This window comes from Streptomyces sp. NPDC055243 (assembly GCF_044544025.1).
Taxonomy (GTDB): domain Bacteria; phylum Actinomycetota; class Actinomycetes; order Streptomycetales; family Streptomycetaceae; genus Streptomyces.
In genome coordinates, this window is sequence record NZ_JBITWR010000013.1 from 68751 (window position 1) to 92320 (window position 23570).

The following is a 23570-nucleotide window of genomic DNA, read 5'->3' on the forward strand; positions in this document are numbered from 1 at the left end:
GGTCCGCCCTAGTCGTGCTCCGGCCGCCGGGCCGTGCCGAGCACGCAGTAAGAAGAGGGCAGCTTCGGCCCCTTCGGCGGCACCAACAGCCTGCGATACGGGCCGAGTTCGAAGCCCGCGGCGCGCAGGGCGCCCACGGTGTCCCGCGCGACGTGGCAGCCGCCGAAGAGCAGGGGCCAGACCGTCCGGTCCAGTACGCGCTGCGCGACCGCCATCCCCGCGCCCGGAGCCACGCCGTGCTCGAAGAAGCGCAGCTCGCCGCCGGGGCGCAGGACGCGCCGCAGCTCGGCGAGGGCGCGGGGCACGTCGCGCACGCTGCACAGCACCAGCGAGGCCACGACGCCGTCGAAGGCCTCGCTCTTGACGGGCAGCGCCTCGGCGACGCCGGGCACGACATCGACCGGTACGTCGGCCCGCACGGCCGCGTCGGCGGCCAACTGCCGCAGCATGCGCTCCGGTTCGATGGCCACGACCTCGGAGACCGCCGTCGGATAGTGCGCGAAGTTCAGACCGTTTCCCGCACCGACCTCGATCACGCGCCCGGAGAGCCCGGCGAGCAGCTCCTTGCGGTACGCGGCGATCACGGGCTCGGCGGCCACGCTGTGACGGGCGTAGAAGCGGGCGAAGACGGGGTGATGCACGGCGTCCCGGGACGCGGCCTTGGCGGAGCGAGGTGACATGGGCCCTCCTCGACGGGGCGAGCGGATACCGCAATGGTGCCCCGGCAGCGCGGCTTTCCCCCACGCGCACGCCCCCGAGTCGCCCCGCCGCCGACGCGGCGCGGCGCGTGTTCGGGAAGATGCGGGGGTGGCGGCACGAGCGGCACCACCCGGGGACTCACGCAGGTACCGGGCGCCGAGGACGAGGCCGCTGCTGAGGCCGCCGACCACGGCCGCCCGCGCCCCTCTCCAGCAGCGCCCGGCACGCGCCCGAAACCCGCCCGACGCCGGGGCGGCCCGCCAAGAGGCTCCGCCTGACGCCGCCGGGAGCCCTCGGGGCTCACGCGCCTGTCCGCACATGGCGTCCGGCGCGCGGCAGAATCCGCCCGCTCCGGCCGGCCCCGCCCGGCAGCGCCGCTCTGCCGGCCCGCCTTGGGAGGTTGCACCTGGCGCTGTCGGGTGCCCTCGGGGCCAACGCTCTCGGACGTGCGTGGCGCCTGTGTCCCGTACAAGTCGCCCCCGGCCCGGGCTCCCTCAGGCCTCCCTCAGGCCTCCCTCATTCCGCCCTCTCCCGCGCCGTGAAGGCGGCGCTGTCCCACGCTCCGCCCAGTTCCGGTGCCAGCCAGCCCCCCGCGCGGGCGCGGAAGTCCGTGCGGGTGAGGGAGCCCGCTCCCTCGGGTACCGCGCCGAGCAGCGGTGCGCCCGCCTGTTCCGGCAGGTCCGCGAGGTTGCAGCGGGCCGCCAGGTCCGGGGTGGTGGGCCAGCTGCCGATCGTCACGCCCAGGGGGGCCAGGCCGCGGGCCCGCAGTGCCTCCGTGGTGAGTGCCGTCATGTTCAGGGTGCCGAGTCCCGCAGGAGTGACCACAAGAACCGGAGCCGTGAGGAGGCGCGCGGCGTCGGCGAGGGAGGCGCCCTCGTCGTCGTAGCGCACGAGCAGGCCGCCCGCGCCCTCGATCAGGACCAGGTCGTGCTCCGCCGCCAACTTCTGTGCCGCGTCGGCCACTTCGTACGGACGGACCGGCGCCATGCCCGCCCGCCGGGCGGCGGTGTTGGGCGCCAACGGCTCGGGGAAGCGGGCGAGTTCGAGGGTGGTGATCTCGTCGCCCGCCAGCCGCGTCACCTCCTGCGCGTCGCCCGGTTCACCGGGCGCCACCCCCGTCTGCGCGGGCTTGAGCACCGCGACACTGCGCCCCGCGGCCAGCGCGAGGGCGGCCACGGCGGCCGTAGTGATCGTCTTGCCGATCTCGGTGCCGGTGCCCGACACCACGATGACCGTCATCGTCAGCCCTCCTTCGCCGCCGCGCACACCGCGCGTCCGATCCGTGCCACGTCGTCGTCGCTCGTGATGAACGGCGGCATCGTGTAGATGAGGTCGCGGAACGGCCGCACCCACACCCCCTCACGCGTCGCCGCGCGCGTGGCCGCCGCCATGTCCACGTCGTGGTCCAGCTGCACGACACCGATCGCGCCGAGCACGCGTACGTCCCGGACACCGGGCAGCGCGGCCGCCTCGGCCAGCGTGCCGCGCAGGCCCGCCTCGATGCGCTTGACCTCGGTCCGCCAGTCCTGCCCGAGCAGCAGCTCGATCGAGGCGCTGGCCACCGCGACGGCGAGCGGATTGCCCATGAACGTCGGGCCGTGGGCCAGCACCGGCACCTCGCCCTGTGAGATGCCGTCCGCGACCCGCGGCGTGCACAGCGTCGCCGCCAGCGTGAGATAACCGCCGGTCAACGCCTTGCCCAGGCACATCACATCGGGCGTGACCCCCGCGTGGTCAGCTGCGAACAGCGCGCCCGTGCGGCCGAACCCCGTGGCGATCTCGTCGAACACGAGCAGGACGTCGTGCTCGTCGCAGGCCTCCCGCAACACCCGCAGATAGACGGGGGAGTGGAACCGCATACCGCCCGCGCCCTGCACCACCGGCTCCACGATCACGGCGGCAAGCTCGTCGGCGTGGCGCCCGATCATCTCGCGCAGATGGTCGGCGTACGCGTCGTCGTACGCCTCGAACCCCGCGGGCGGCGCGTCCGCGAACACCTGCTGGGGCAGCGCCCCCTGCCACAGCTCGTGCATGCCGCCCTGGGGGTCGCACACCGACATGGGCTGCCAGGTGTCCCCGTGGTAGCCGCCGCGCCAGGTCAGCATCCGCCGCTTGGCCGGACGGCCGAGCGAGCGCCAGTGCTGCAGGCACATCTTGACCGCGACCTCGACCGACACCGATCCGGAGTCCGCGAGGAAGACGTGCTCGAGGCCCTCCGGCGATATGTCGACGAGGAGCTTCGCCAGGCGGACGGCGGGCTCATGGGTGAGGCCGCCGAACATGACGTGGCTCATCCGGTCCAGCTGAGCGCGGACCGCGTCGTTGAGCACGGGGTGGTTGTAGCCGTGGATCGCCGCCCACCAGGACGACATGCCGTCGACCAGCTCGCCCCCGTCGCCCGCGAGCCGCAGCCGCACGCCGCTCGCCGACTCGACGACCAGCGGCTCGTGCCGACCGGGCATGGGGCCGTACGGATGCCACACGTGGCGCCGGTCCAGATCGAGCAGTTCGGGTACGGAGAGGTCAGGCATTGGGCGCCAGGTCCGTTCCCGCGCCCCGGCGGCGTACCGCCACCAGGTCCGTGCGCGCCTCGGGCGTCTCGCCCTCCACGGCCTCGGCAGCGGCGGCCTCGGCCTGAGCGGGCACGGAGGACGTCGCGGGCCCGGCGGCAGCCGCGGGCTCGGCCGAGCCGCACGGCCCACAGCCGCCCCCGCCGTTCTCGTGCGGCCCGCAGCCGCCCCCGCCGCTCCCGTGCGACCCGCATCCCGCCGCCGCCAGCGCGTCCGCGCGGTGCTCCGGCAGCGTCACCGTGCCGGCGCCCTCGACCTCGAAACCGGCGTCCGCGATCATCTCCAGGTCGGTCTTGCCGGCCTGGCCCTCACTGGTCAGGTAGTCGCCCAGGAAGATCGAGTTGGCGAGGTGCAGCGCCAGGGGCTGCATCGTGCGCAGGTGCACCTCGCGGCCGCCCGCGATGCGCACCTCCACGTCGGGGCAGACGAAGCGGACCATCGCCAGGATGCGCAGGCAGCGCTGCGGGGTGAGGTTCCACTCCTTGGCCAGCGGGGTGCCCTCGAAGGGGATCAGGAAGTTGACCGGCACCGAGTCGGGGTCGAGGTCGCGCAGCGCGTAGACCACGTCCACCAGGTCCTCATCCGTCTCGCCCATGCCCGCGATCAGCCCCGAACAGGCGGAGAGGCCCGCAGCCTGCGCCTGCTGCACGGTGTCCACGCGGTCGGCGTACGTGTGGGTGGTGGTGATCTCGCCGTACGTCGCCTCGGACGTATTGAGGTTGTGGTTGTACGCGTCCGCGCCCGCCGTGCGCAGTTTGTCCGCCTGGCCGGCGGAGAGGAGCCCGAGGCACGCGCACACCTCGACGTCCTCGTTCTGCTCCTTGATCGCCTCGATGGTCTTCGAGACCCGGTCGACGTCGCGGTCGGTCGGACCACGGCCGCTCGCGACCAGGCAGACCCGCTTGGCGCCGCCCGCGACCCCGGCAGCGGCGGCCTGCGAGGCCTCGTCGGGCTTCAGCCAGGTGTACTTGAGGATGCTGGCCGTCGAGCCCAGACGCTGCGAACAGTACGAGCAGTCCTCCGGGCAGAGACCCGACTTGAGATTGACCAGATAGTTGAGTTTCACCCGCCGCCCGAACCACTGCCGCCGTACCTTCCCGGCGGCGGCGACCACGTCGAGGAGCTCGTCGTCGGAAGTGGCCAGTACGGCCAGCGCTTCTTCACGGGTCGGCAGCTCGCGCCGAAGCCCCTTGTCCACCAGCGTGTTCAGCAGATCCATGGCGCTGATCCTTACGTACGAGAGCCTCCCTTTCCAAGGAGACTTCGCACAACAGAAACGCTGAGAGGTGTGGGTATTGCCACATCCTGGCCCGGTGGCCGGACGGCTAGGGTCTGTGCACTGTCTACAAACCGGCCAGTCCCGACGACCCGGAGGAACCCCCATGGCGAGCGCGCCGTTCGACTGGATCGACGAGCAGGCGAGCCTGCGCGCACAGGCCGGACTCGTCCGCACCCTGCGCCCCCGCCCCGCCGACGCGGGCGGCCTTCTCGACCTGGCGAGCAACGACTACCTGGGCCTGGCCAGGCATCCCGAGATCACCGAGGGCGCGGCGGCCGCCGCCCGGCGCTGGGGCGGCGGGGCCACCGGCTCCCGCCTGGTGACGGGCTCCACCGAACTGCACGCGGAACTCGAGCGGGAGCTGGCCGAGTTCTGCGGCTTCGAGGCGGCCCTGGTCCTTTCCTCCGGATACGCCGCGAACCTCGCCGCCGTCACCGCCCTGGCCCCGCACGGCTCGCTGATCGTCTCGGACGCGGGCAACCACGCCTCGCTGATCGACGGCTGCCGCCTCGCGCGCGGGACGACGCAGGTGGTGCCGCACGCCGATCCCGAAGCGGTGCGCAAGGCGCTGGACGGCCACGCGGGTCCCGCGGTCGTGGTGTCGGACACGGTCTTCTCGGTCGACGGCGACGCGGCTTCACTGACCGAACTCGCTTCCGTTTGTGACGAGTTCGGCGCCGGTCTCATCGTCGACGACGCCCATGGGCTCGGCGTGCTCGGCGACGGCGGGCGGGGTGCCCCGCAGGCGGCCGAACTCGCGGGCACGGACCACACGGTGGCCACGGTCACCTTGTCCAAGTCCTTCGGCAGCCAGGGCGGCGCGGTCCTCGGCCCGGCCAAGGTCATCGATCATCTGGTCAACGCGGCCCGCACCTTCATCTTCGACACCGGGCTCGCCCCTGCCGCCGCGGGTGCGGCGCTGGCCGCCCTGCGGCTGCTGCGCAGGGAGCCCGAGCGTGCCGCGCGGGCCCGCGCGGTCGCGGCCGAACTGCATGAACGCCTCACGGCGGAAGGTCTCTCGGCGGTACGTCCCGACGCCGCCGTCGTCTCCGTGCGCGCGCCGTCACCGGAAGCGGCCGTGCGGTGGGCCGCCGACTGCAGGGGTGCGGGCCTGGCCGTCGGCTGCTTCCGTCCGCCGTCGGTGCCCGACGGCATCTCGCGGCTGCGGCTGACCGCCCGAGCGGATCTCACCGGCGCACAGATCGCCGATGCCGTACGGGTGATCAGCCGCAACGCACCCCGGTAGTCACCGGAGGCCGTGGACGAAGGCCTCCCATGTGGCGGGTGAGAAGAGCAGGGCGGGCCCTGCCGTGTTCTTCGAATCGCGTACGGCGAGCAGCCCCTGCTTCGGCCCTGAAGCGAGCGAGGCTGTCTCCACACAGTTGTTCATGCCGTTGCTGCGGCTGCTGCGATACCACCGTGCGCCGTGCAGAGATGTGCTGGAAGGTACGTGCCGAGGCAGTGCAGTCATGGTGCCCCCTTACGCGCCGTCACCTATCCCGGCGATGTGATCCGTTGATTCCTCGGGTGAAAGTGCTTTTCCTTGAAGGGAGTTGAAGGCGTCCGTGTATGCCTGGAGGTCTTCTTTCCGTTCGAGGTAGAGGCTACTCGTCAAGTGGTCTAGAACAACCACATCCAGATCAGCAATGTTCGGAAAGGAGAAGATAACGAAAGATCCGATGAGGCCCACGTGCTCTCCGGCGGCGAACGGCAACACCTGAAGTCGTACATGGGGCAACTGTGCGGCTTCCAGTAACCGTTTCAACTGGCCCGCGAGCACCTGACGGCCGCCCACGGGGCGGTGCAGCACCGCCTCGTCCAGGATCACGCTCAGTCGCAGCGGCGGAGCCGCGCGCAGCACGTCCTGACGGGCCAGACGCACCTCGACCAGCGTGTCCACCTGCTCGTCCGGCAGTCCGTCAAGGGCGGCCCGCGTCACCGCACGCGCGTAGTCCGGCGTCTGGAGCAGGCCGGGCACGACGGTGGTCTCCAGGGTGCGCATCCGGCAGGCCTGTGACTCCAGGCTGATGAAGTCGCGGTAGGCGGGCGGCAGCAGCTCGCGGTAGGCGTGCCACCAGTGGCGGCGACCGCCTTCGTCGTCCGAGCCCGCCAGCGCGACCAGCAGCTGGCGGAGTTGGGGGTCCTTCACCTCGTACGCCTCGAGCAGCAGGCGTACGTCGGCCGCCTTGACGCTGCTACGCCCCGTCTCGATCCGGCTCACCTTCGACTGATGCCAGCCGACCCGGTCCGCCGCCTGGCCACTGGTGAGCCCGGCGTGCGTGCGCAGCGCACGCAGTTCGGCGCCGAGTTTCCGGCGGCGCACCGCGGGACCGTACCGCATGTCCGTCTCCTTTCGGACGGAGCCTCCTTTTTCGGCCTCCCGCCGCCCTCTCCCCGGCGACAGTAGGGGAAGCGCCAGCCTCCCACCCAAATACGGTCTCTCGTAGCAGAGTTCACCGCTTCGAGCGACAGATATATGCACATCTTGGTGGATGGCACCCTGTGAGCACCCCATGAGTGGCAGGGTGGCTCGCAGCACCATTCCGGGACTGTCCTCGTGCTTTCCGCTACGAGTCGGAGCCGAGCCCCGGTGGGAAAGGGACACGTCGCCATGGCCGACCTTCAGGAAGCATCCGTCACCCTGCCGAGCGATCCTGCCTCGGTCTCCGCGGCCCGGAAGTTCGTTTCGAACGTCCTCACCGAGTGGGGCCTGCCGGGCGACACCGAAGTCGCCGACACGGTCCGGCTGATCGTCTCCGAACTCGCCACGAACGCCGTCCAGCACACCCGGGGCCAGTCGCCCACCTTCACGGTGGACGTCGAGCTGGACCGGGACGAGCAGCTGCGCATCGGGGTCACCGACAGCCACCCCCGCTACCCCAAGCGATTGCCCGCCGCCGTCCAGCAGGACAACGGCCGTGGCCTGGTGATCATCCGCTGGCTGACCATGGAGTGCGGCGGCAGGCTGTCGGTCACGCCGACGCCCGAGGGCGGCAAGACGGTCTGGATCGCACTGCCGTGGACCGCGCCGGTCCGAGGCGAGGCCGCGGCCCCCTCGGCCTGGCCCTCACCCCGCTGAGCGTCCGAAGGCGCCCCGGAGCAGGGCCCGGAAGGTGTCCGCCGCGGGATGCGGCTCGTCGGTGCGGTGGACGACCGAGATCGTGCGGCGCAGATCCCCCGGCTCCAGCGGCCTGACCCCCACCGGCGTCGCCGCCGTCCGCGCCACCATCTCCGGTACGACGGCCACTCCGAGCCCGGCGCTGACCAGCGCGCACACCAGCGCGTAGCCCGGGGTCTCGACCAGGACCGCGGGCGTCGCCCCGGCCCGCACGAGCGCGGACTCCACGCCCTGGCGGGGCGGATGCGTCGGCGCCATGCTGATCAGCGGCTGCCCGGCGAGCTCGGTCAGGGGCAGCCGCGACGAGGCGCTCGCGAGCGCGTGACCGGGCGAGGTCACCAGGACCAGCTCCTCGACCAGGATCGGCTCAGCGGTCACGGAGGCGGGCAGCGGAACCGGGTCCGCCGGCTCGTACGTGTGCGTGAGGGCCAGGTCGACCTCGCCCGCCGCCACGGCCGCGATGCCGAGCGGCGGTTCATAGCCCCGTACCGTCAGATCGACGTCCGGATGGGCGCGGCGGAACGCGGTCAGCGCGGGCGGCACCAGATGGATCCCGGCGGTGGTGAAGGTCCCCACGCTCAGCCTGCCCCCGGACAGGCCCGCCAGCTGGGCCAGTTCGTGCCGGGCCTGCTCCATCTCGTCCAGGACCCGGCGCGCCCGCGCCAGGAGCAGCTCGCCGGCGCCGGTCAGCCGCGCCCCGCGGTGGTGCCGGACCAGGAGCGCGGTGCCCGCCTCCCGTTCGAGCTTGGCCAGCTGCTGGGAGAGGGCGGGCACGGTGTAGCCGAGGCGCTCGGCGGCCCGGGTGATCGACCCGGCCTCGGAGACCGCCACCAGTGCGGCGAGCCGTGTCGGGTCGTACATGGTCGCTCCCGGTGCAGGAGCCGGCGGGCGGCGGGGGCCGTCCGGCGGCGTGGGGCTAAACGTCTGCTTAAGGCAGACCCAGGATATTCCACATACCTGCTGAAGGCAGAAGAACGGCAGGCTGGGGGCCATGGACGCTCAACTGGTCGCCTTCACCGGAGTCGCCGCGGGCATGGTCGCGATGCCGGGCGCAGACTTCGCCGTCGTGGTGCGCAACTCGCTCGCGTCGCGCCGCGCCGGAGTCGCCTGCGCGATCGGCGTCGCGGGCGGGCTCCTGGTGCACACGGCGCTCGCGGTGGCCGGGGTCGCGGCGGTCCTCGCGGCCGTCCCCACCCTCTTCCGGGCGCTACAGGTCCTGGGCGGTGCCTATGTGCTGTACCTGGGATACCGCGCGCTGCGGTCGGCGGCCCGGCCGGTGGCGAGCTTCGGGGCGCCGGACGGCGGGGAGCAGCCGGCGACCGGGGGCAGCCTGCGGCAGGGCTTCCTCACCAACGCCCTCAACCCCAAGGCGCCCGTCACCTTCCTCAGCGTGCTGCCCCAGTTCGTGCCCGCGGGCAGCCCAGCCATGCCCAGGACCCTGCTGCTCGCGTCGATCATCGTCGCCCTGGCCCTGGTGTGGTTCCCGGTCGTCGCGCTCCTGGTCGACCGGCTGGGGCACTGGCTGCGCAGGCCGCGTACGGCCCGCGCGATCGAGGGCGGCACGGGCGTCGCGCTGAGCGTCCTCGGCCTGGTGCTGCTCACCGAGGCCCTGTCGGCGTGATGTCGCCCGACGCGCCGGTGTCCGAGTCCTTGTTCTTGTCCCGGCCACGCACCAGGACGGGCAGCAGGCCCCAGAGGCCCGCGCACACGAGCAGCGTGCCCGCACTCGCGATGATCCCGCCGGTGCGGCCCACCGCCACGTCCACGACCAGGAGCACGGAACCGGCGAGCGCGAACACCAGGACCGCCATGCCGATGCCGGCCAGCCGGGACGACACCCGCACGATCCGCGGCTTGGAGTGCTGCCCGAACAGCGATCTGTGCACGGCGGCCGGCGCGGTGAACAGTGCGGCGGACAGGACGGCGAGCAGCAGCGTGGTGACGTACGTGGCGCGCTGCACCGTGTCGAGCGAGGGAAAGCGCTCGGTGAAGGCGAGCGTCAGCAGGAACGCGAAGAGGATCTGCACTCCGGCCTGCGTGACGCGCAGCTCCTGGAGGAGCTCGGAGAAGTTCCGGTCGGCGCGTTCCATCGGTGTCTCATTGCGTGCGTCGGACGACTCACCCGTGGAGCGGTAACCATTGTTTTCGGACATGGCGTCCGAGTATCCGCGTCGCCGCGCTCCACGCCTGGCGGGCGCGCCGACCAGAGGGCCGGTCGAGCGGCGGCAAGGGCCGTACGGCCCCTGCCGCCATCCTCCGACAGGTCTGCGATCGGCGGTCAGTGACGGGCGATCAGCGCACCCGGCCGTACGAGACGCTCTTCGTCCAGATCTTCTCGAGGCGCACGACGGTCCCCCTCTTGGGCGCGTGCCAGATCTTTCCCTTCCCGGCGTAGATGCCCACGTGGTAGACGCTCCGGCCGGAGCGGAAGAAGACCAGGTCGCCGCGGGAACGCTTCGACGCCGAGATGTGACGGGTCTTGTTGTACTGCTGCGCGGCGGTGCGCGGCAGCTTCTTGCCCGTGCGCTTGAACGAGTAGAGCGTCAGGCCCGAGCAGTCGAACCGGTTCGGCCCCGCCGCTCCGTAGCCATACGGAGAGCCCTTCTTGGAGGCAGCGATCTTGAGCGCTTTCGTCCCGTGAGTCGCGGCCTCTGCTTCCGACGTGAGCCCTGGGGCCACGAGGGTGCCGCCTACGACGGCGAGCGTGAGGGCCGATACGGAACCGGCCCTGGTGAGCAGCGACGGAACATGATTCAGCGCGGTCATGCGCAACCCTTCGTCAGCCGCCTGTGAAGGATGACCTGTCGGATTCGGGCTGACAAAGTTGCCCGGCCGCTGTGTGCGGCTTCACCCCAAGGGTCGTTGTCCGGACCTTCCGGACCGACCCGTCATGCCTGGGTCCTCCACTCCTGCCGATGCACCGATGTCGACCGGTCATCCGGGCGGCGGCAGGACTCGGCGTCCGCCCGGATCGCCCCGCCGCTGTGGCGGGGGCTTGTCGTCGGAAGGGATCTTGACCCGTCAAGGGGTCGAATTCCGAGCCGAAACGGCCTTTTATGAGGTTCCTCACGCCTGAACCGTTCGGGTGGACACGGTCGGATTCGGGATCGGACCGCGTAACCCGACGATCGTTCGACCAGCACCGGAACGAGGAATTCCGGCCATCGCGTACACATCTGACGCAACTGAGGTCAGCTCGAATTGGGAGGATCGTCTACGCCGAACGAGGTAGCCCGTTTGGTTCGTTTGAGCCGAACCCCGGACGGTTCGGACGTCAGTGCGGGGTTGACGGGCGCTCAGAACGCCGACGGGGGCGGCACGGTGACCCGCCCCGCCCGGCGCTCCCCGTCCAGCACACGCAGCGCCCGGGCCAACGTCGGCGCGTGCACGGCGCTCTCGCCCCGCTGGTGCATGAGCGTCAGCGCGTCCCGCAGGGCGGTGGCGCTGCCGACCAGTGCCTGGGCGGCGCGCAGTCCGCCGTAGGTGTCCGAGGCGCGGGCGGGGTTGATCCGGCCCAGCAGGTCGACCACTTCGAGATACCGGTCGATCAACTCGCCCTCGGCGCGGGTGAGTGCGGGCAGCGGAGGAAGTTCGGGCGGCAGCATCGGCGGATCACCTCGCGTCCGGGGTGCGCAGGGACGACTTGCGGTTGGCGACGATCCGGTCCACCAGGCCGTACTCGACCGCCTCGGAGGCGGTGAGGATCTTGTCCCGTTCGATGTCGGCCGCGACGCGCTCCGGGCTCCGGCCCGTGTGTTGCACCAGAAGCTTCTCCAGTTTTGCGCGGGTGCGCAGGAGTTCGTCGGCCTGGATCGCCAAGTCGGTTGCCTGGCCGTGGATCGGCTCGGCGAGTGAGGGCTGGTGGATCAGCACCCGGGCGCCGGGCAGCGCGAACCGTTTGCCGGGGGTGCCCGCCGCGAGCAGGACGGCGGCCGCCGACGCGGCCTGGCCCAGACAGGTCGTCTCCACGTCGCAGCTGACGAATTGGATCGTGTCGTAGATCGCCGTCATCGCGCTGAACGAGCCGCCGGGGGAGTTGATGTAGAGCGAGATGTCGCGGTCGGGCGCCAGGTACTCGAGGTGCATGAACTGCGCCATCACGTCGTTGGCCGAGGTGTCGTCGATCGGTGTGCCCAGGAAGACGATGCGCTCGTCGAGCAGCTTCGAGTACGGATCGAGAGTCCGTTGCCCCGAGCCGGTGCGCTCGGTGAACTCGGGCAGGACATGGCGGGCGAACGGTCGGTTCATGGCACGTCTCTCCTCTGCCGGGGTCGGCTGCTCCCCAAGGCTTCCTGTAAAAAATGTACAGGACGTACGTAACGTCGTGGCAGGGCGAGGAGAATGCTCGGGTGATCCGCCGGGGTCAGCAGTCAGCAGTCAGTAGTCAGCAGTTGGTCGCCAGTCGCCAGTCGTCAGCCGTCCCGAGCCGAAGGCGTCGTATGAGTCCTGAAATGAGTCCTGAAGCCAGCCAGGCTCCTCAAGTACCCCAAGTCCCCGAGGCCGCCGAACTCGTCCACCTCACCGCCCGCGAACTCGCCGCCAGGATCCGCACCCGCGAGCTGTCCGCGCGCGAGGTCGTCCAGGCGCACCTGGACCGGATCGAGCAGGCCGACGGCGCCGTGAACGCCGTGGTGACCCTGGCGGCCGAGCGCGCGCTCGACGAGGCGCGCACCGCCGACGAAGAAGCCGTGCGCGGCGCACCGCTCGGCCCGCTGCACGGGCTGCCCGTCGCCCACAAGGACACCCACGACACCCGTGGCATCCGCACCACCTACGGGACGCCGCTGCTCGCGGACAACGTCCCGGACCGCGACGAGCTGATCGTCGAGCGCATCCGTGCCGCCGGAGCGATCACCATCGGCAAGACCAACGTCCCCGAGTTCGCGGCCGGTTCGCACACCTTCAACCCGGTCTTCGGGGCCACCCGCAATCCGTACGACCTCCGGCGGTCGGCGGGCGGCAGCAGCGGGGGAGCGGCGGCCGCGCTCGCCTGCGGCATGCACCCCCTGGCCGACGGCAGCGACATGGGCGGTTCGCTGCGCAACCCCGCCTCGTTCTGCAACGTGGTGGGCCTGCGTCCCTCGCCGGGCCGGGTGCCGAGCTGGCCGGACACCGCCCCGTGGTCGACGATGGCCGTGCAGGGGCCGATGGCGCGCACGGTCGCCGACGCGGCGCTGCTGCTCTCCGTCGTCGCCGGGCCCGACCCGCGCTCGCCGATCGCCCTGGAGACGCCGGGGAGCGCGTTCGGCGTGCCGCTGGACCGGGATCTGACGGGGCTCCGGATCGCCTGGTCGCCCGACCTGGGAGGAGCGGTGCCGGTCGACCGCGAGGTCACCGATGTGCTCGCGCCCGCCGTCACGGTCTTCGCCGACCTGGGGTGCGCGGTCGAGGAGGCGTGCCCCGACCTGTCCGGCGCCGACGAGGTGTTCCGCACCTTCCGCGCCTGGCAGTTCCACCTGGCGCTCGGCGGACTCCTGGACACCGCTGCGGACCGGATGAAGCCCAGCCTGGTCCGGAACGTACGCCAGGGGCGCGCGCTCACCGGCGTCGACCTGGAGCGGGCCACCGTGCTGCACGCCGAACTCTTCCACCGGGTGCGCGCGTTCTTCGAGCGGTACGACGCCCTGATCCTGCCGACCAGTCAAGTGGTCCCATTCCCTGTCGAGTTGGAGTATCCGGACAAGGTCGACGGGGTGGAGATGGCGGACTACCTGGACTGGATGCGCTCGGCGTACCTGGTGTCCGCGACCGGCAGCCCGGCGCTGTCCGTGCCCGCCGGTTTCACCCCGGGCGGCCTGCCGGTCGGGCTCCAGATCGTCGGGCCGCACCGTGCCGATCTACGGGTCCTGCAGATCGGTCACGCCTTTGAACGAGCCACCCGGCACGGCGAGCGCCGGCCGCCGTGCCGCGTTACGCGTCCGGGCGGCCGGGTACTCGGGCGCCATGAATCGTTTGGAGCATCTGGACAAGAGCCTCGTCGATGAACTGACGCGTGCCGCCCGCGAGGCGGTGCGCGACGAGCTGAGGGAACAGACACGCAAGCAGCGCCGCAAGGCCGCGCTGTACGCCGGGGCGGGCGCCGCCGGTCTCTATGCGGGTGCCGCGCTGGCGCTCGCCTTCGGGCTCGCGCTCGCGCTGGGACTGCCCGACTGGGCGGCCGCGCTGATCACAGCGGTGGTCCTCGGTGTCGTGGCCTACTTCCTGCGGAGCGCGGCCCGGCCTTCCGCGGACCGCCCCTCCGCGGACCACCCTGCCGTGGACCGGTCTGCCGCGGACGGGCCCTCCATGGGCACACCGTCCGTGACTCCTCCGCCCGTGTCGCCGCCGGCGCCCGAGCGGCCGGTGGCGCCGCCGACCGTGGACGCGGCCCATGGGGCGGGTGTGGACCCTGAGGTGCCGCACCGTTGGGGCCGGTGAGCCGGGACGCCTGACGAGAGATGTTTGGCCAACGGATTACGGGCCACTCGTGAAGAAGAGGTGGCCATATTGAACACATCGTCAGATCCAGAGAAGAAGAAGGCGGGTTCGCAGAACTCGCGCAATTCGACCGATTCGACCGAAAAAGCGGAAAGCGGCAGGGCGAAGCGCCGCCCCGGCCCCATGGAGGTGCTGCGCACAGCGCGCACCCAGCTTGCCGAGCTGACCGGGATGGCCGCCGAGTCCGTGTCTTCCTTCGAACAGACCGATGACGGCTGGACGTTGGAGATCGAGGTCCTGGAACTTACCCGGGTTCCGGACACGATGAGTCTCCTCGCGAGCTATCAGGTGGAGTGCGACCCACAGGGCGAGCTCCTGGGCTACCGACGCGTCCGCCGCTACGAACGCGGGCGTGCCGACTCCAAGTCCAGCGGTCGTTAGAGCCCGTTCCGTACGGGTTTTTGCAGTTCATCCACAGACTTCCCAGACAAGGAGGGCCGGTCGGCATGACCGTTGTCCCTGCACAGCAAGCCGGCGGATCGGGCGGCTCCAGTGGCCTGTACGACGTCCTGGAGCTAGTCCTCGACCGCGGTCTCGTCATCGACGCCTTCGTGCGTGTCTCGATCGTCGGCATCGAGATCCTGAAGATCGACGTGCGTGTGGTCGTCGCCAGCGTCGACACCTATCTGCGCTTCGCCGAGGCGTGCAACCGCCTCGACCTGGAGTCGGGCCCGCACAAGGACCCCGGGCTCCCCGACCTGGTGGGCGAGATCACCGAGTCCGGTGCGCGCGGCAAGTCCAAGGGCGCGCTGTCCGGCGCCGCCGAGACCATTTCCGACGCCTTCAAGCAGTCGCGTGAAGAGGGCCAGGCGGAGTCCCGCCCGCGTGCCCGCAAGAGCGCCCCGTCGCGCAGGAAGGAGGAGCAGGAATGAGCACGTACGTCTATGGCATCGCAGCGAGTTCGCACCCTTCGCTCCCCGAAGGCATGAACGGCGTGGGCAAACCGGCGCGCCAGGTGCGCATCCTCAGGGAAGGCGACCTGGCGGCGATCGTCAGTGAGGCCCCCGAGGGGCTGCGCGCCAAGCGCAACGACCTGCTGGCCCACCAGAACGTCCTGAGCGAGGCGGGTGCGGCGGGTCCGGTCCTGCCCATGCGCTTCGGCAACGTCGCCCCGGACGACGAGTCCGTCACGAGCGTGCTCGCCGAACGTGCCGAGCACTACCGCGAGCGGCTCGCGACCCTGGCGGGCAAGGTCGAGTACAACGTCAAGGCCAGCCACGACGAGCAGGCCGCCCTGCACCGCGTGATGGCCGACAACGCCGAGGTGCAGGCGCTGGCCGAGGCCAACCGGCAGGCGGGCGGCGGCAGTTACGAACAGAAGCTGCAGCTCGGCGAGATGGTGGTGGCCGCGCTCCAGAGCCGCGAGGCCGAGGACGCCGTGGAGCTGCACCGCATTCTGGAGCCGGCCGCGCACGCCGTCAGCGTGGGCCCGGAGTCCACGGGATGGCTGGCCAACCTGTCGTTCCTGGTGGAGCGCGATGCGGCCGAGGTGTTCCTCGCCGCCGTCGAGGAAGCCCGCAAGGCGCACCCGCACGTCGAACTGCGCGTCAACGGCCCGCTGCCGCCCTACAGCTTCGTCGAGCCCGGGCCCTCCGAGCCGACGGGAGCCACGCCGGAGTCGGCGGGCTCGCAGGCCGGCCGGGAGTAACGCATGGGACTGATCGGCGAAGTGCTGATGCTGCCGTTCGCACCTGTGCGCGGCGGCCTCTGGGCGGTGAGCCAGGTACTCGCCGAGGCCGAGCGCCTCTACTACGACCCGGCCACCGTCCGGTCCGAACTCGCCCTTCTCGAGCAGCGGCTCGAGTCGGGGGAGATCGGTGAGGAGGAATTCGACCGCCAGGAGGACGAGTTGCTCGACCGACTGGAAATAGGCCTGCACTCCGGTGCGGGAACTGACAACGGGACCACACGATGAATCGACTGGGACTTGGCCTCGCCGTAGGGGCCGGATACGTCCTCGGACGTACGAAGAAGATGAAGCTGGCGTTCGCCGTCGGCACCATGGTGGCCGGCAAACGGATGAACCTGAGCCCGCGTGCCCTGGGTGACCTGGTGTCGCAACAGCTCCAGAACAACCCGCAGTTCAAGGAGATCGGCGACCAGCTGCGCGGAGACCTGCGCGGAGTCGGCAAGGCCGCCACCGGGGCACTGGTGGAGCGGCAGATCTCGGGCCTCGCCGACCGCCTGCACGGTCGGACGGCGGACGTGCGCGATCAACTCGCGGGCGTGAAGCCGGACATACCGGGGCGCGGCAAGGAAGACGAGCGGGAGTCGGACGACGCGTACGACGAGTACGAGGAGTACGACGACCAGGACGAGGCGGACGACGCGGACGACCGGGACCGCGAGGAGCCCGCGGAGGCGGAACACGAGCCGGAGCACGACTCGGAGCCCGAGCAGGAGCGCCGGCCCAGGAAGAAGGCTTCGGAGCAGAGCGCCGCCCCCAAGAAGGCGGCGGCCAAGCGGAGCACCGCCCGTAAGACGGCGACCCAGAAGAGCCCCGCGAAGAAGACGGCGGCGAAGAAGACCCCCGCCAGGGCCGCGACGAAGAGCACCGCGCGCCGCGCCACCGGCGCCCGGCTGCCGAAGGAGGGTGGCCGCAGTGAGTGACACCCTGAAGTCCGCGACAGACAAGGCCAAGGACAACCCCATCACCGGCATCGTGCAGAGCGAGGCCGCCGACCGGCTCAAGGCGGAGGTCCAGGAGTATCTCGCCGCCCAGGCCCAGCGCATGCTGGTCGGTGTGGGCCACAAGCTCGGCCAGACGACGGGCAAACTCAACGACATCGCCGAGGGCAACAGCCCGGGCTTCGCCAAGCTCGCCCTCGACGGCGGCCGCAAGATGGCCGAGGGCAAGGGGCCGCTCCGGTCCGCGATCGAGGTCGGCGCCGGACGGGCCAAGGACAATGTGGTCGACGCCTTCAAGAACATGACCGGCGGCAAGGGCCGCCGCAAGGGCGGGGCCGGCAAGAAGCCGACGGTCATCATGGAGTTCGTGGACGTCGGGGTGCCGCTGCGCACCGCGTACGACCAGTGGACCCAGTACCAGGACTTCAGCAACTTCGCCAAGGGCGTCAAGAGCGCGAACCGCGCCGACGACACCACCTCCGACTGGCAGGCCAAGGTCTTCTGGTCCAGCCGGAGTTGGAAGGCCCACACCACCGAACAGGTGGCGGACGACCGGATCGCCTGGACCTCGGAGGGCGCGAAGGGCACGACGAAGGGCGTCGTCTCCTTCCACTCGCTGGCCGAGAGCCTCACGCGCGTCCTGCTGGTCCTGGAGTACTACCCGAAGGGTCTCTTCGAGAAGACCGGCAACATCTGGCGCGCCCAGGGCCGCCGGGCGCGGCTCGACCTGAAGAACTACGCGCGCTTCATCACCATCAAGGGTGAGGCGGAGGACGGCTGGCGCGGTGAGATCCGCGACGGCGAGGTCGTGGTCAGCCACGAGGACGCGCTCGCGGAGGAGCAGGACGAGGGCGAATCGCAGGACGTCGCCGAGGACGAGTACGAGCACGACGAGGACGAGCGCGACGAGGAACACCCCGAGGACTCCTACGAGGACGAGGACGAGCACGAGGGCACGGAAGAGGACGAGGACGAGCGGGACACCTACGGCGAGGTGGAGGAAGAAGAGGACGAGGAGGACGCGGACGAGGAAGAGGACGAGCGCGAGGCGAAGTACGCCCAGGACGAGGAGGACGAAGGAGACGAAGGGGAAGACGAGGCCAAGTACGAAGAAGAGGCCGCAGTGAGCGGGAGTCGCCGATGACCATGCCAAGTCGGATCCCGGAGCCGTACGGGCAGGGCGGCGGCGCGAACCTGGCGGACATCCTGGAGCGCGTGCTCGACAAGGGCATCGTGATCGCGGGTGACATCAGGATCAACCTGCTCGACATCGAACTGCTCACCATCAAGCTGCGGCTCATCGTCTGCTCCGTCGACAAGGCGAAGGAGATGGGGATCGACTGGTGGGAGGACGACCCCGAGCTGTCCTCCCGCGCACACAGCAAGGAACTCACACGTGAGAACGCCGAGTTGCGTGCCCATGTCGCCGAGCTCGAGCAGCTGGAGCAGAGCCGGGCGGAGCGCAGCAAGTCGCCGCGGCGCAAGGTGGAGCAGGGCAGGCCTGAGGAGCGCAGGACGGAGCCACGCAAGACGGGCCAACGCAAGACGGAGGAAAGCACATGAGCGGACTGCGGTACGTCTACGCCATCTGCCGCCCCTTCGACGCGGCGCTCCAGGCGCAGGTGACCGGGGTGGACGGCGCTCCCCCCGGTCAGCTGCCGCACCACGGCCTGATCGCCGTGGTCGGCACCGTGCCGGAGGAGGACTTCGCCGAAGGGCCGCTCCGGCAGCATCTGGAGGACCTGGACTGGCTGAGCGCGACCGCGCGTGCCCACCAGGCGGTGATCGACGCGCTCACCGCGGTCACCACACCGCTGCCGATGCGGCTCGCCACCGTGTTCCGGGACGACGCGGGCGTGCGCGCGATGATGGAGGAGCGGGAGGACGCGTTCCGGCGGACGCTCGACCGGCTCGACGGCCGTGTGGAGTGGGGCGTCAAGATCCATGCCGAAGCGGAGCCCGCCCGCCCGGCGCAGGAGCCGCAGAAGGCGGCGTCGGGCCGGGACTACCTGCGCCAGCGCCGTCAGCGCAACAGGGCTCACGAAGAGATGTGGGAGAGCGCCGAGAAGTTCGCCCAGCGGCTGCACGACACGCTCTGCGAACACGCGGAGGACGCCCGGCTGCACGCCCCGCAGAACACCGCGCTCTCCAAGGAGTCGGGGCGCAACGTGCTCAACGCGGCCTATCTGGTGTCGCGTTCGGACTCCGAGGCCTTCGTGGAACTGGTGGAGAGAGTGCAGGGCGAGGGGCCCGGTATGCGCGTGGAACTTACCGGACCGTGGGCCGCCTACTCCTTCGCCGGCCTGGAGTCCGACGGCGACGAGACCGCGGGCGGCACGGCGGGGGAGGCGGGACTGTGACCGTGGTCGAACGCCGGGAGGTGGCCTTGGTCGACCTGCTCGACCGGCTGCTGGCGGGCGGGGTCGTCATCACCGGTGACCTCACCCTGCGCATCGCGGACGTCGATCTCGTCCGCATCGATCTGAACGCACTCATCAGCTCGGTGAACGAGCAAGTGCCATCGCCCTTCGAGGAGTTGCTGTGAGCGAGCGGACTCCGGGAAAGAACCGCCTGGAACTCGAGCCGGACACGGTGGAGCGCGACCTGATCAAGCTCGTCCTGACCGTCGTGGAACTCCTGCGCCAGCTCATGGAGCGCCAGGCCGTGCGCCGCTTCGACACCGGGGAGCTGAGCGAGGACCAGGAGGAGCGCATCGGGCTCACCCTCATGCTCCTCGACGACCGCATGACCGAACTGCGCGAGCGCTACGGCCTGCGGCCCGAGGACCTGAATCTGGACCTCGGGCCGCTGGGGTCGCTGCTTCCGAGGGAGTGATCCCGCGCGCGTCGATCGGAGTGACTGACGCGTGGCCTGATGGGTACTCAGAGTCACATGCGAATGAGTGTGATGGATGTGGGCTCGAACGCGGTCCGGCTGGTCGTCGTGGACGCGAAGGACGGTGTGCCGTTGCCGGTCCACACCGCCAAATGGAAGCTGAGACTCTCCGAGGAGGTCGGGCCGAGCGGGGAGATCCCCGAGGAATCCGTGGGGCAGCTGGTGACAGCGGTCTCCGAGGCCGCCGCGACCGCACGGCGCTGGGGTTCGGAGGAGCCGCTCGCCTTCGCCACGACCGTCGTACGCAGTGCGCCCAACCGGCTTGACGTGTTGCGGACGACCCGCGAGGAGACCGGCGTGGCGCTGTGCACCATGCCCGGCGAGGTGGAGGCCGAACTCACCTTCCTGGGGGCCCGCCGGTGGATGGGCTGGCGGGCCGGGCCCCTCGCGCTGTTCGACATCGGGGGCGGCTCGCTCGAGGTGGCCTTCGGGCGCGGGCGGCTTCCGGACTACGTGGCCTCGCTGCCCCTGGGCGCGCGCCGGCTGACCCGGGAGTTCTTCGAGGGCCAGGACCCGCCGACCGAGCAGAGCGTGAAGGCGCTGCGGCGCAAGGTGCGCCACCAGCTGCGGGACGTCGCCGCGCGGATCCGCTGGGAGGGGCCGCGCACCGCGGTGGCCACGTCGCGGACGTTCCAGCAGCTGGCGCGGCTCGGGGGCGCCGCGCCCGGCCGCCACGGGCCCTTCATGGCCCGGCAGTTGAGCCGAGCGGAACTGCGTGCCTGCCGCGACCGGCTCGCCGCGCTCCCGGCGGCCGAGCGCGCCAGGCTGCCGGGGGTGTCGGCGCCGCGAGCGGTGCAGAGCCTGGCCGGGGCGATCGTGGGGCACACGGCGATGAAGCTGACGGGCGTCAAGTCGGTCACCATCTGCCCCTGGGCCATCCGTGAGGGCGTGCTGCTGCGGCACATGGAGGACGGCGGGGCGTGGTGGGCGGAGGTCAGTCAGCGCGAGCCGGCGCCGGAGTTCCTGGTGCACTCGGTGCCGTTGCGGATCACCGCTCTGCAGAACTGAGGGGTGCGCGTGCGGGCACGCCGTCCTTGGCGTCCTTGTGGTTCGTGTCGCCCTTGCGGCGCAGCGCCGCACGCTCCTCCGCGCTGGTGCCGCCCCAGACGCCGTAGGCCTGCCCGCTGTCGAGAGCCCAGGTGAGGCAGGGGCGGAGCACGGGGCAGCGCAGGCAGACCCGCTTGGCGGCCAGCTCCTCGCGCAGCGCTGGGCCGCTCACGCTGACGGGGAAGAACAGCTCGGGGTCCTCGCGCGCGCAGAGCGCGCTTGTCATCCACTCCATCAACGCCTCCCTCGGGGGTGGAGTCGGCCTCTGTCCGGACCGGTACGGAACCGGGGCACGAGTGCCCTCGCCGGGCGGAGGGAAACCGATGAGCGCCGGGAGAGCCGGGAGAGCCGGGAGAGCCGGGAGAGCCGGGAGAAGGGAGGGGCCCATGTTCCTGCGGGCTCATCTCTCCTCGGCGTGGGGCGCCACCGTCGGCGGCCGCAGCTGGGCGACCGCCGCGGCCAGCTGCCGGCGGAGCGGCCTGGGGATCCTGCCTCCCGTGGCGGCGCCGACCAGGTCGGCGGCCACGATATGCAGCTTGGTGTTCGTGTTCTGGGAGACCGAGACCAGGACGCTCCACGCGTCGTCGGCGCCCAGGCCGAAGGAGGCCATCAGGATGCCGCGGGCCATGTCGATGACGGGCCGTGTTCGCATGGCCCGCCGCAGCTGACCCAGTTCGACGCGCGGATCCGGCTGGGCGTCCTCGACGCCATGGCCCGGCAGGGCGGGGGACGCGGCGTGGGTGGCTTCGCTGTCCTGCGCGACCGGCGCAGGAAGTGCGTGTTCTGTCATGGCGGCCACTCCGTATGCGTCCGTGCGTCGTCACCTCACTCAGCGTGGGTCCGGCGGGGTTCACCCGTCAAGAGATACCGGAAATGTAGTTCGTCTTTTTGAATACGTGAATCAAAGGCCCTATCTTGGAGGCATGGGTGCAGTACCTGAACCACACGTCGGTTGGACGTTCCTGACCAACCACGCCCGTGTGCTGGCCGCGATCGCCGCCGACCCCGCCACGCGCATCCGGGACATCGCCGCGCGCTGCCATCTCACCGAGCGTGCCGTACAGAAGATCGTTTCCGATCTGGAGGAGGGTGGATATCTCTCCCACACACGCCAGGGCCGCTCCAACGCCTACCGCATCGAAGCGGGGACGATCCTGCGTCACCCCGCCGAATCAGGCCTCGCCGTGGCGGAACTCCTCACGCTCCTGGCCCAGCATGACGTCGAACGCGGCGACGGCCCTCAGTAGTTGCAGCCGCCGGGGAGCGACGGGACGCGTCGGCCGCATCGCTCACCCGCCTCGGGTGCGCCCCTGACCTGCGGCGTATCCGTCTAGCGCGGGCCGGATCGGGGCGCGGGGCGGCGGTTAAGCTGGGGAGCATGGCCTACGAGATTCCGGTGACGCAAGCCCGTGCAGAGCTCGCCGATCTGATCAACCGCGTCGTCTACGGCGGTGAGCGGGTGGTCGTCACCCGCCATGGCAAGCCACTCGTGGCCCTTGTCTCCGCCGCCGACCTGGAACGGCTCGAGGCGCTGCCGGACGCGGAGGAGGAGCAGGTGGTCAGCTCCGTGTCGGCGCTGCGCTCGACCTCGTCCCCGGCGTCCGGTGCGGGGGAGCGGCGGGGTTTCGGCATCGCCGCCGAGCACCGCGGTCCCAACGCGACGTAGCCGTAGGGCGATTGAGTACGCGAAAGGCCGTACGCCCCCGTCCGCTACAGCGGAGGCGTACGGCCGTCTCTGTGTGCTGCCGGGCCCTGTGTGCTGCCGGGTCAGGCGGCCGGCACCGCTTCCCTCGCCGCGGTCGGCGACTCGTCGCGGGCCGCGGCGGCGGGGCGGCGGCGGAGCGCACCGAGCAGCACGGCCGTCAGGCCGAGCAGGGCCCAGACGGCGAGGGTGACGAGGGGGCCCGTGACGCGCGCGCCGTCGAAGAAGGAGACCGAGCGCAGCAGGGTGCCCCCGGCGCCGGGCGGCAGCAACTGGCCGAGGAATCCGACCGGTTCGGGCAGCAGCTGCGGCGCGGACGTCACGCCGGAGAACGGGTTGCCGAGGAGCACCATCGTCAGCGCGCCGACCCCGATGCCCGCCGGGCCCAGGAGCGCGGCGCACCCGGCGACGATGCCGCCCACCGCGAGCGTCGAGAGGCTCAACACCCCTGCCTCCGCCCACCAGTTGCCCGTCAGTACGCCGAGCCAGCTGTGGGTCACGGCGGCGGCGACCACGCCGACCAGCGCGGCGGCAAGGGCAAGGGAGGCCACCGCGCGGATGCCGCGCAGGCCGAGCATCGTCACGATCGCACCGGCCGCGACCCCCGCGATCACCAGCGGCAGCACGCTCGCCCCGAGGGCGGAGCCCCGCGGGTCGTTCGCGGGCGCGGCCACCACGTCGGTGGTGGTCACCTCGGCCCCCTTCGGTGCCTGACCGGCCACCGCCTGCTCCAGGTGCTGGGCGACCACCGGGCTCGCGGCCGTCGCGGTCAGCAGTTCCATGCCCCGCGGGGTGACGACCACCGCGCCGTATACGGCCCGGTCCTCGATGGCGTCGCGGGCCGCGGCTTCATCGGCGTACCGATGGATCTCGAACGCGCCCTCGTGCTGGGCGAGTTTGGCCTGGAGTGGCGCCGCCGCCGCGGCGGGACCCGCGACGCCGAGTGGCAGGTCGCGGGGGGCGGTCCTGGCGGCGGGCCAGGCGAAGGCCCACAGGGCGAGGGCCACGAGCGCGGAGACCAGGAGGGCCACCGCCACCATGCGGCGGCCCTGTGGAGGCGGGGTGGCGACCGACGTGGACATGAGCTGAGCTCCTTCGGGATCTTCGCGAGTTAAAGAGAAGGATCGTTCGTTTTACGAGATGCCCACACTGTGC

32 protein-coding genes and 1 riboswitch are annotated in these 23570 nt (G+C 71.3%); of the genes, 18 read left to right on the plus strand and 14 right to left on the minus strand.

Annotation, left to right across the window (positions count from 1 at the left end):
* Positions 1-8: 8 nt before the first annotated feature.
* From ACIGXX_RS31775 to bioB, 4 genes are all read right to left on the minus strand, one after another.
* Positions 9-680: a class I SAM-dependent methyltransferase gene (locus ACIGXX_RS31775; RefSeq protein ID WP_351164270.1), complete on the minus strand. Its 672-nt coding sequence runs from the start codon at positions 678-680 to the stop codon at positions 9-11.
* 535 nt (positions 681-1215) lie between these two features.
* A complete protein-coding gene (gene bioD, locus ACIGXX_RS31780; RefSeq protein ID WP_399980759.1) occupies positions 1216-1938 on the minus strand; it encodes a dethiobiotin synthase in 723 nt (240 codons plus the stop codon).
* A 2-nt stretch (positions 1939-1940) separates the two neighbouring features.
* On the minus strand, positions 1941-3230 hold the full coding sequence (locus ACIGXX_RS31785; protein WP_366463883.1) for an adenosylmethionine--8-amino-7-oxononanoate transaminase: 1290 nt from the start codon (positions 3228-3230) through the stop codon (positions 1941-1943).
* Positions 3223-4488, minus strand: a complete 1266-nt coding sequence (gene bioB, locus ACIGXX_RS31790) for a biotin synthase BioB (RefSeq protein WP_399980762.1) — start codon at positions 4486-4488, stop codon at positions 3223-3225. Before bioB ends, ACIGXX_RS31785 begins: the two co-directional genes overlap by 8 nt.
* Before the next feature lie 163 nt (positions 4489-4651).
* Between bioB and ACIGXX_RS31795 the strand changes: the two genes are divergently transcribed.
* On the plus strand, positions 4652-5794 hold the full coding sequence (locus ACIGXX_RS31795) for an 8-amino-7-oxononanoate synthase (protein WP_361466823.1): 1143 nt from the start codon (positions 4652-4654) through the stop codon (positions 5792-5794).
* Here the strand turns inward: ACIGXX_RS31795 and ACIGXX_RS31800 are convergent, their stop codons facing one another.
* Together ACIGXX_RS31800 and ACIGXX_RS31805 are read right to left on the minus strand one after the other, a co-directional pair.
* The gene (locus tag ACIGXX_RS31800) at positions 5795-6019 is read right to left on the minus strand and encodes a DUF397 domain-containing protein (RefSeq protein WP_249585990.1); all 225 of its coding nucleotides are present in this window, start codon (positions 6017-6019) and stop codon (positions 5795-5797) included.
* 9 nt (positions 6020-6028) lie between these two features.
* Positions 6029-6889, minus strand: coding sequence for a helix-turn-helix transcriptional regulator (locus ACIGXX_RS31805; protein ID WP_351164275.1), 861 nt, complete (start codon positions 6887-6889; stop codon positions 6029-6031).
* Positions 6890-7159: 270 nt separating this feature from the next.
* Here ACIGXX_RS31805 and ACIGXX_RS31810 point away from each other — a divergent pair, with 270 nt between their 5' ends.
* Positions 7160-7627 (plus strand): ATP-binding protein, encoded by a 468-nt coding sequence (locus ACIGXX_RS31810; protein WP_351164277.1) that lies wholly within the window; start codon positions 7160-7162, stop codon positions 7625-7627.
* On the opposite strand, the gene ACIGXX_RS31815 is transcribed toward ACIGXX_RS31810, so the two are convergent.
* The gene (locus ACIGXX_RS31815) at positions 7616-8527 is read right to left on the minus strand and encodes a LysR family transcriptional regulator (RefSeq protein WP_351164278.1); all 912 of its coding nucleotides are present in this window, start codon (positions 8525-8527) and stop codon (positions 7616-7618) included. The two genes, ACIGXX_RS31810 and ACIGXX_RS31815, sit on opposite strands and share 12 nt — an antisense overlap.
* 130 nt (positions 8528-8657) lie before the next feature.
* Here ACIGXX_RS31815 and ACIGXX_RS31820 point away from each other — a divergent pair, with 130 nt between their 5' ends.
* The gene (locus ACIGXX_RS31820; protein ID WP_361466830.1) at positions 8658-9287 is read left to right on the plus strand and encodes a LysE family transporter; all 630 of its coding nucleotides are present in this window, start codon (positions 8658-8660) and stop codon (positions 9285-9287) included.
* On the opposite strand, the gene ACIGXX_RS31825 is transcribed toward ACIGXX_RS31820, so the two are convergent.
* From ACIGXX_RS31825 to ACIGXX_RS31840, 4 genes are all read right to left on the minus strand, one after another.
* Positions 9265-9819 (minus strand): DUF6328 family protein, encoded by a 555-nt coding sequence (locus tag ACIGXX_RS31825; protein WP_351164281.1) that lies wholly within the window; start codon positions 9817-9819, stop codon positions 9265-9267. The two genes, ACIGXX_RS31820 and ACIGXX_RS31825, sit on opposite strands and share 23 nt — an antisense overlap.
* A 139-nt stretch (positions 9820-9958) precedes the next feature.
* The gene (locus ACIGXX_RS31830) at positions 9959-10432 is read right to left on the minus strand and encodes a C40 family peptidase (protein ID WP_351164283.1); all 474 of its coding nucleotides are present in this window, start codon (positions 10430-10432) and stop codon (positions 9959-9961) included.
* A gap of 2 nt (positions 10433-10434) precedes the next feature.
* Positions 10435-10608, minus strand: a riboswitch (cyclic di-AMP (ydaO/yuaA leader).
* A 354-nt stretch (positions 10609-10962) separates the two neighbouring features.
* Entirely contained in the window at positions 10963-11271 is a 309-nt protein-coding gene (locus ACIGXX_RS31835) for a hypothetical protein (RefSeq protein ID WP_361466835.1), read from the minus strand.
* A gap of 7 nt (positions 11272-11278) precedes the next feature.
* Positions 11279-11914 carry an ATP-dependent Clp protease proteolytic subunit gene (locus tag ACIGXX_RS31840; RefSeq protein ID WP_366463879.1) on the minus strand — a complete coding sequence of 212 codons (636 nt, stop codon included), beginning with the start codon at positions 11912-11914 and terminating at the stop codon, positions 11279-11281.
* Positions 11915-12117: 203 nt separating this feature from the next.
* Between ACIGXX_RS31840 and ACIGXX_RS31845 the strand changes: the two genes are divergently transcribed.
* From ACIGXX_RS31845 to ACIGXX_RS31905, 13 genes are all read left to right on the plus strand, one after another.
* On the plus strand, positions 12118-13650 hold the full coding sequence (locus tag ACIGXX_RS31845; RefSeq protein ID WP_351164287.1) for an amidase: 1533 nt from the start codon (positions 12118-12120) through the stop codon (positions 13648-13650).
* Complete coding sequence (locus ACIGXX_RS31850; RefSeq protein ID WP_361466841.1) at positions 13610-14083, plus strand: phage holin family protein; 474 nt, start codon at positions 13610-13612, stop codon at positions 14081-14083. The genes ACIGXX_RS31845 and ACIGXX_RS31850 overlap by 41 nt, the downstream gene beginning before the upstream one ends.
* A gap of 66 nt (positions 14084-14149) precedes the next feature.
* Complete coding sequence (locus tag ACIGXX_RS31855) at positions 14150-14524, plus strand: gas vesicle protein (protein ID WP_399981047.1); 375 nt, start codon at positions 14150-14152, stop codon at positions 14522-14524.
* A gap of 65 nt (positions 14525-14589) precedes the next feature.
* Positions 14590-15015: a gas vesicle structural protein GvpA gene (locus tag ACIGXX_RS31860; protein WP_351164290.1), complete on the plus strand. Its 426-nt coding sequence runs from the start codon at positions 14590-14592 to the stop codon at positions 15013-15015.
* Positions 15012-15791 carry a GvpL/GvpF family gas vesicle protein gene (locus ACIGXX_RS31865; protein WP_351164291.1) on the plus strand — a complete coding sequence of 260 codons (780 nt, stop codon included), beginning with the start codon at positions 15012-15014 and terminating at the stop codon, positions 15789-15791. Before ACIGXX_RS31860 ends, ACIGXX_RS31865 begins: the two co-directional genes overlap by 4 nt.
* A 3-nt stretch (positions 15792-15794) precedes the next feature.
* Positions 15795-16058, plus strand: coding sequence for a gas vesicle protein GvpG (locus ACIGXX_RS31870; RefSeq protein WP_351164292.1), 264 nt, complete (start codon positions 15795-15797; stop codon positions 16056-16058).
* Entirely contained in the window at positions 16055-16753 is a 699-nt protein-coding gene (locus ACIGXX_RS31875) for a DNA primase (RefSeq protein ID WP_399980775.1), read from the plus strand. The genes ACIGXX_RS31870 and ACIGXX_RS31875 overlap by 4 nt, the downstream gene beginning before the upstream one ends.
* Complete coding sequence (locus ACIGXX_RS31880; RefSeq protein ID WP_399980779.1) at positions 16746-17915, plus strand: SRPBCC family protein; 1170 nt, start codon at positions 16746-16748, stop codon at positions 17913-17915. Before ACIGXX_RS31875 ends, ACIGXX_RS31880 begins: the two co-directional genes overlap by 8 nt.
* Positions 17912-18334, plus strand: coding sequence for a gas vesicle protein (locus ACIGXX_RS31885; protein ID WP_361466851.1), 423 nt, complete (start codon positions 17912-17914; stop codon positions 18332-18334). The genes ACIGXX_RS31880 and ACIGXX_RS31885 overlap by 4 nt, the downstream gene beginning before the upstream one ends.
* A complete protein-coding gene (locus ACIGXX_RS31890) occupies positions 18331-19131 on the plus strand; it encodes a GvpL/GvpF family gas vesicle protein (protein WP_399980783.1) in 801 nt (266 codons plus the stop codon). The genes ACIGXX_RS31885 and ACIGXX_RS31890 overlap by 4 nt, the downstream gene beginning before the upstream one ends.
* Positions 19128-19316, plus strand: coding sequence for a gas vesicle protein (locus ACIGXX_RS31895; RefSeq protein WP_160509195.1), 189 nt, complete (start codon positions 19128-19130; stop codon positions 19314-19316). The genes ACIGXX_RS31890 and ACIGXX_RS31895 overlap by 4 nt, the downstream gene beginning before the upstream one ends.
* Positions 19313-19606: a gas vesicle protein K gene (locus tag ACIGXX_RS31900; protein ID WP_351164298.1), complete on the plus strand. Its 294-nt coding sequence runs from the start codon at positions 19313-19315 to the stop codon at positions 19604-19606. Before ACIGXX_RS31895 ends, ACIGXX_RS31900 begins: the two co-directional genes overlap by 4 nt.
* Before the next feature lie 57 nt (positions 19607-19663).
* Entirely contained in the window at positions 19664-20674 is a 1011-nt protein-coding gene (locus tag ACIGXX_RS31905) for a Ppx/GppA family phosphatase (protein WP_351164299.1), read from the plus strand.
* On the opposite strand, the gene ACIGXX_RS31910 is transcribed toward ACIGXX_RS31905, so the two are convergent.
* Complete coding sequence (locus ACIGXX_RS31910) at positions 20655-20948, minus strand: WhiB family transcriptional regulator (protein WP_351164300.1); 294 nt, start codon at positions 20946-20948, stop codon at positions 20655-20657. The genes ACIGXX_RS31905 and ACIGXX_RS31910 overlap by 20 nt on opposite strands.
* Before the next feature lie 165 nt (positions 20949-21113).
* Positions 21114-21503 carry an ANTAR domain-containing protein gene (locus ACIGXX_RS31915; protein WP_351164301.1) on the minus strand — a complete coding sequence of 130 codons (390 nt, stop codon included), beginning with the start codon at positions 21501-21503 and terminating at the stop codon, positions 21114-21116.
* Positions 21504-21636: 133 nt separating this feature from the next.
* On the opposite strand from ACIGXX_RS31915, the gene ACIGXX_RS31920 reads away from it, so the two are divergent.
* Both ACIGXX_RS31920 and ACIGXX_RS31925 read left to right on the plus strand, forming a co-directional pair.
* Positions 21637-21960, plus strand: coding sequence for a helix-turn-helix domain-containing protein (locus ACIGXX_RS31920; protein WP_351164302.1), 324 nt, complete (start codon positions 21637-21639; stop codon positions 21958-21960).
* 131 nt (positions 21961-22091) lie between these two features.
* A complete protein-coding gene (locus ACIGXX_RS31925; RefSeq protein WP_351164304.1) occupies positions 22092-22379 on the plus strand; it encodes a type II toxin-antitoxin system Phd/YefM family antitoxin in 288 nt (95 codons plus the stop codon).
* Positions 22380-22480: 101 nt separating this feature from the next.
* Here ACIGXX_RS31925 and ACIGXX_RS31930 read toward each other — a convergent pair whose 3' ends face one another.
* The gene (locus ACIGXX_RS31930; RefSeq protein ID WP_399980791.1) at positions 22481-23497 is read right to left on the minus strand and encodes an ABC transporter permease; all 1017 of its coding nucleotides are present in this window, start codon (positions 23495-23497) and stop codon (positions 22481-22483) included.
* Positions 23498-23570 lie beyond the last annotated feature (73 nt).

Excerpts from the sequence above, each read along its gene's own strand:
- ACIGXX_RS31805 (WP_351164275.1), bottom strand. The coding sequence starts at position 6,889 with ATGCGGTACGGTCCCGCGGTGCGCCGCCGGAAACTCGGCGCCGAACTG.
- ACIGXX_RS31930 (WP_399980791.1), bottom strand. The coding sequence starts at position 23,497 with ATGTCCACGTCGGTCGCCACCCCGCCTCCACAGGGCCGCCGCATGGTG.
- ACIGXX_RS31860 (WP_351164290.1), top strand. The coding sequence starts at position 14,590 with ATGACCGTTGTCCCTGCACAGCAAGCCGGCGGATCGGGCGGCTCCAGT.
- ACIGXX_RS31835 (WP_361466835.1), bottom strand. The coding sequence starts at position 11,271 with ATGCTGCCGCCCGAACTTCCTCCGCTGCCCGCACTCACCCGCGCCGAG.
- ACIGXX_RS31845 (WP_351164287.1), top strand. The coding sequence starts at position 12,118 with ATGAGTCCTGAAGCCAGCCAGGCTCCTCAAGTACCCCAAGTCCCCGAG.
- ACIGXX_RS31865 (WP_351164291.1), top strand. The coding sequence starts at position 15,012 with ATGAGCACGTACGTCTATGGCATCGCAGCGAGTTCGCACCCTTCGCTC.
- ACIGXX_RS31795 (WP_361466823.1), top strand. The coding sequence starts at position 4,652 with ATGGCGAGCGCGCCGTTCGACTGGATCGACGAGCAGGCGAGCCTGCGC.
- ACIGXX_RS31910 (WP_351164300.1), bottom strand. The coding sequence starts at position 20,948 with ATGGAGTGGATGACAAGCGCGCTCTGCGCGCGCGAGGACCCCGAGCTG.
- ACIGXX_RS31920 (WP_351164302.1), top strand. The coding sequence starts at position 21,637 with ATGGGTGCAGTACCTGAACCACACGTCGGTTGGACGTTCCTGACCAAC.
- bioD (WP_399980759.1), bottom strand. The coding sequence starts at position 1,938 with ATGACGGTCATCGTGGTGTCGGGCACCGGCACCGAGATCGGCAAGACG.
- ACIGXX_RS31885 (WP_361466851.1), top strand. The coding sequence starts at position 17,912 with ATGACCATGCCAAGTCGGATCCCGGAGCCGTACGGGCAGGGCGGCGGC.
- ACIGXX_RS31875 (WP_399980775.1), top strand. The coding sequence starts at position 16,055 with ATGAATCGACTGGGACTTGGCCTCGCCGTAGGGGCCGGATACGTCCTC.
- ACIGXX_RS31840 (WP_366463879.1), bottom strand. The coding sequence starts at position 11,914 with ATGAACCGACCGTTCGCCCGCCATGTCCTGCCCGAGTTCACCGAGCGC.
- ACIGXX_RS31850 (WP_361466841.1), top strand. The coding sequence starts at position 13,610 with ATGAATCGTTTGGAGCATCTGGACAAGAGCCTCGTCGATGAACTGACG.
- ACIGXX_RS31825 (WP_351164281.1), bottom strand. The coding sequence starts at position 9,819 with ATGTCCGAAAACAATGGTTACCGCTCCACGGGTGAGTCGTCCGACGCA.
- ACIGXX_RS31800 (WP_249585990.1), bottom strand. The coding sequence starts at position 6,019 with ATGACTGCACTGCCTCGGCACGTACCTTCCAGCACATCTCTGCACGGC.
- ACIGXX_RS31820 (WP_361466830.1), top strand. The coding sequence starts at position 8,658 with ATGGACGCTCAACTGGTCGCCTTCACCGGAGTCGCCGCGGGCATGGTC.
- ACIGXX_RS31890 (WP_399980783.1), top strand. The coding sequence starts at position 18,331 with ATGAGCGGACTGCGGTACGTCTACGCCATCTGCCGCCCCTTCGACGCG.
- bioB (WP_399980762.1), bottom strand. The coding sequence starts at position 4,488 with ATGGATCTGCTGAACACGCTGGTGGACAAGGGGCTTCGGCGCGAGCTG.
- ACIGXX_RS31915 (WP_351164301.1), bottom strand. The coding sequence starts at position 21,503 with ATGACAGAACACGCACTTCCTGCGCCGGTCGCGCAGGACAGCGAAGCC.
- ACIGXX_RS31830 (WP_351164283.1), bottom strand. The coding sequence starts at position 10,432 with ATGACCGCGCTGAATCATGTTCCGTCGCTGCTCACCAGGGCCGGTTCC.
- ACIGXX_RS31815 (WP_351164278.1), bottom strand. The coding sequence starts at position 8,527 with ATGTACGACCCGACACGGCTCGCCGCACTGGTGGCGGTCTCCGAGGCC.
- ACIGXX_RS31925 (WP_351164304.1), top strand. The coding sequence starts at position 22,092 with ATGGCCTACGAGATTCCGGTGACGCAAGCCCGTGCAGAGCTCGCCGAT.
- ACIGXX_RS31775 (WP_351164270.1), bottom strand. The coding sequence starts at position 680 with ATGTCACCTCGCTCCGCCAAGGCCGCGTCCCGGGACGCCGTGCATCAC.
- ACIGXX_RS31870 (WP_351164292.1), top strand. The coding sequence starts at position 15,795 with ATGGGACTGATCGGCGAAGTGCTGATGCTGCCGTTCGCACCTGTGCGC.
- ACIGXX_RS31785 (WP_366463883.1), bottom strand. The coding sequence starts at position 3,230 with ATGCCTGACCTCTCCGTACCCGAACTGCTCGATCTGGACCGGCGCCAC.
- ACIGXX_RS31905 (WP_351164299.1), top strand. The coding sequence starts at position 19,664 with ATGCGAATGAGTGTGATGGATGTGGGCTCGAACGCGGTCCGGCTGGTC.
- ACIGXX_RS31810 (WP_351164277.1), top strand. The coding sequence starts at position 7,160 with ATGGCCGACCTTCAGGAAGCATCCGTCACCCTGCCGAGCGATCCTGCC.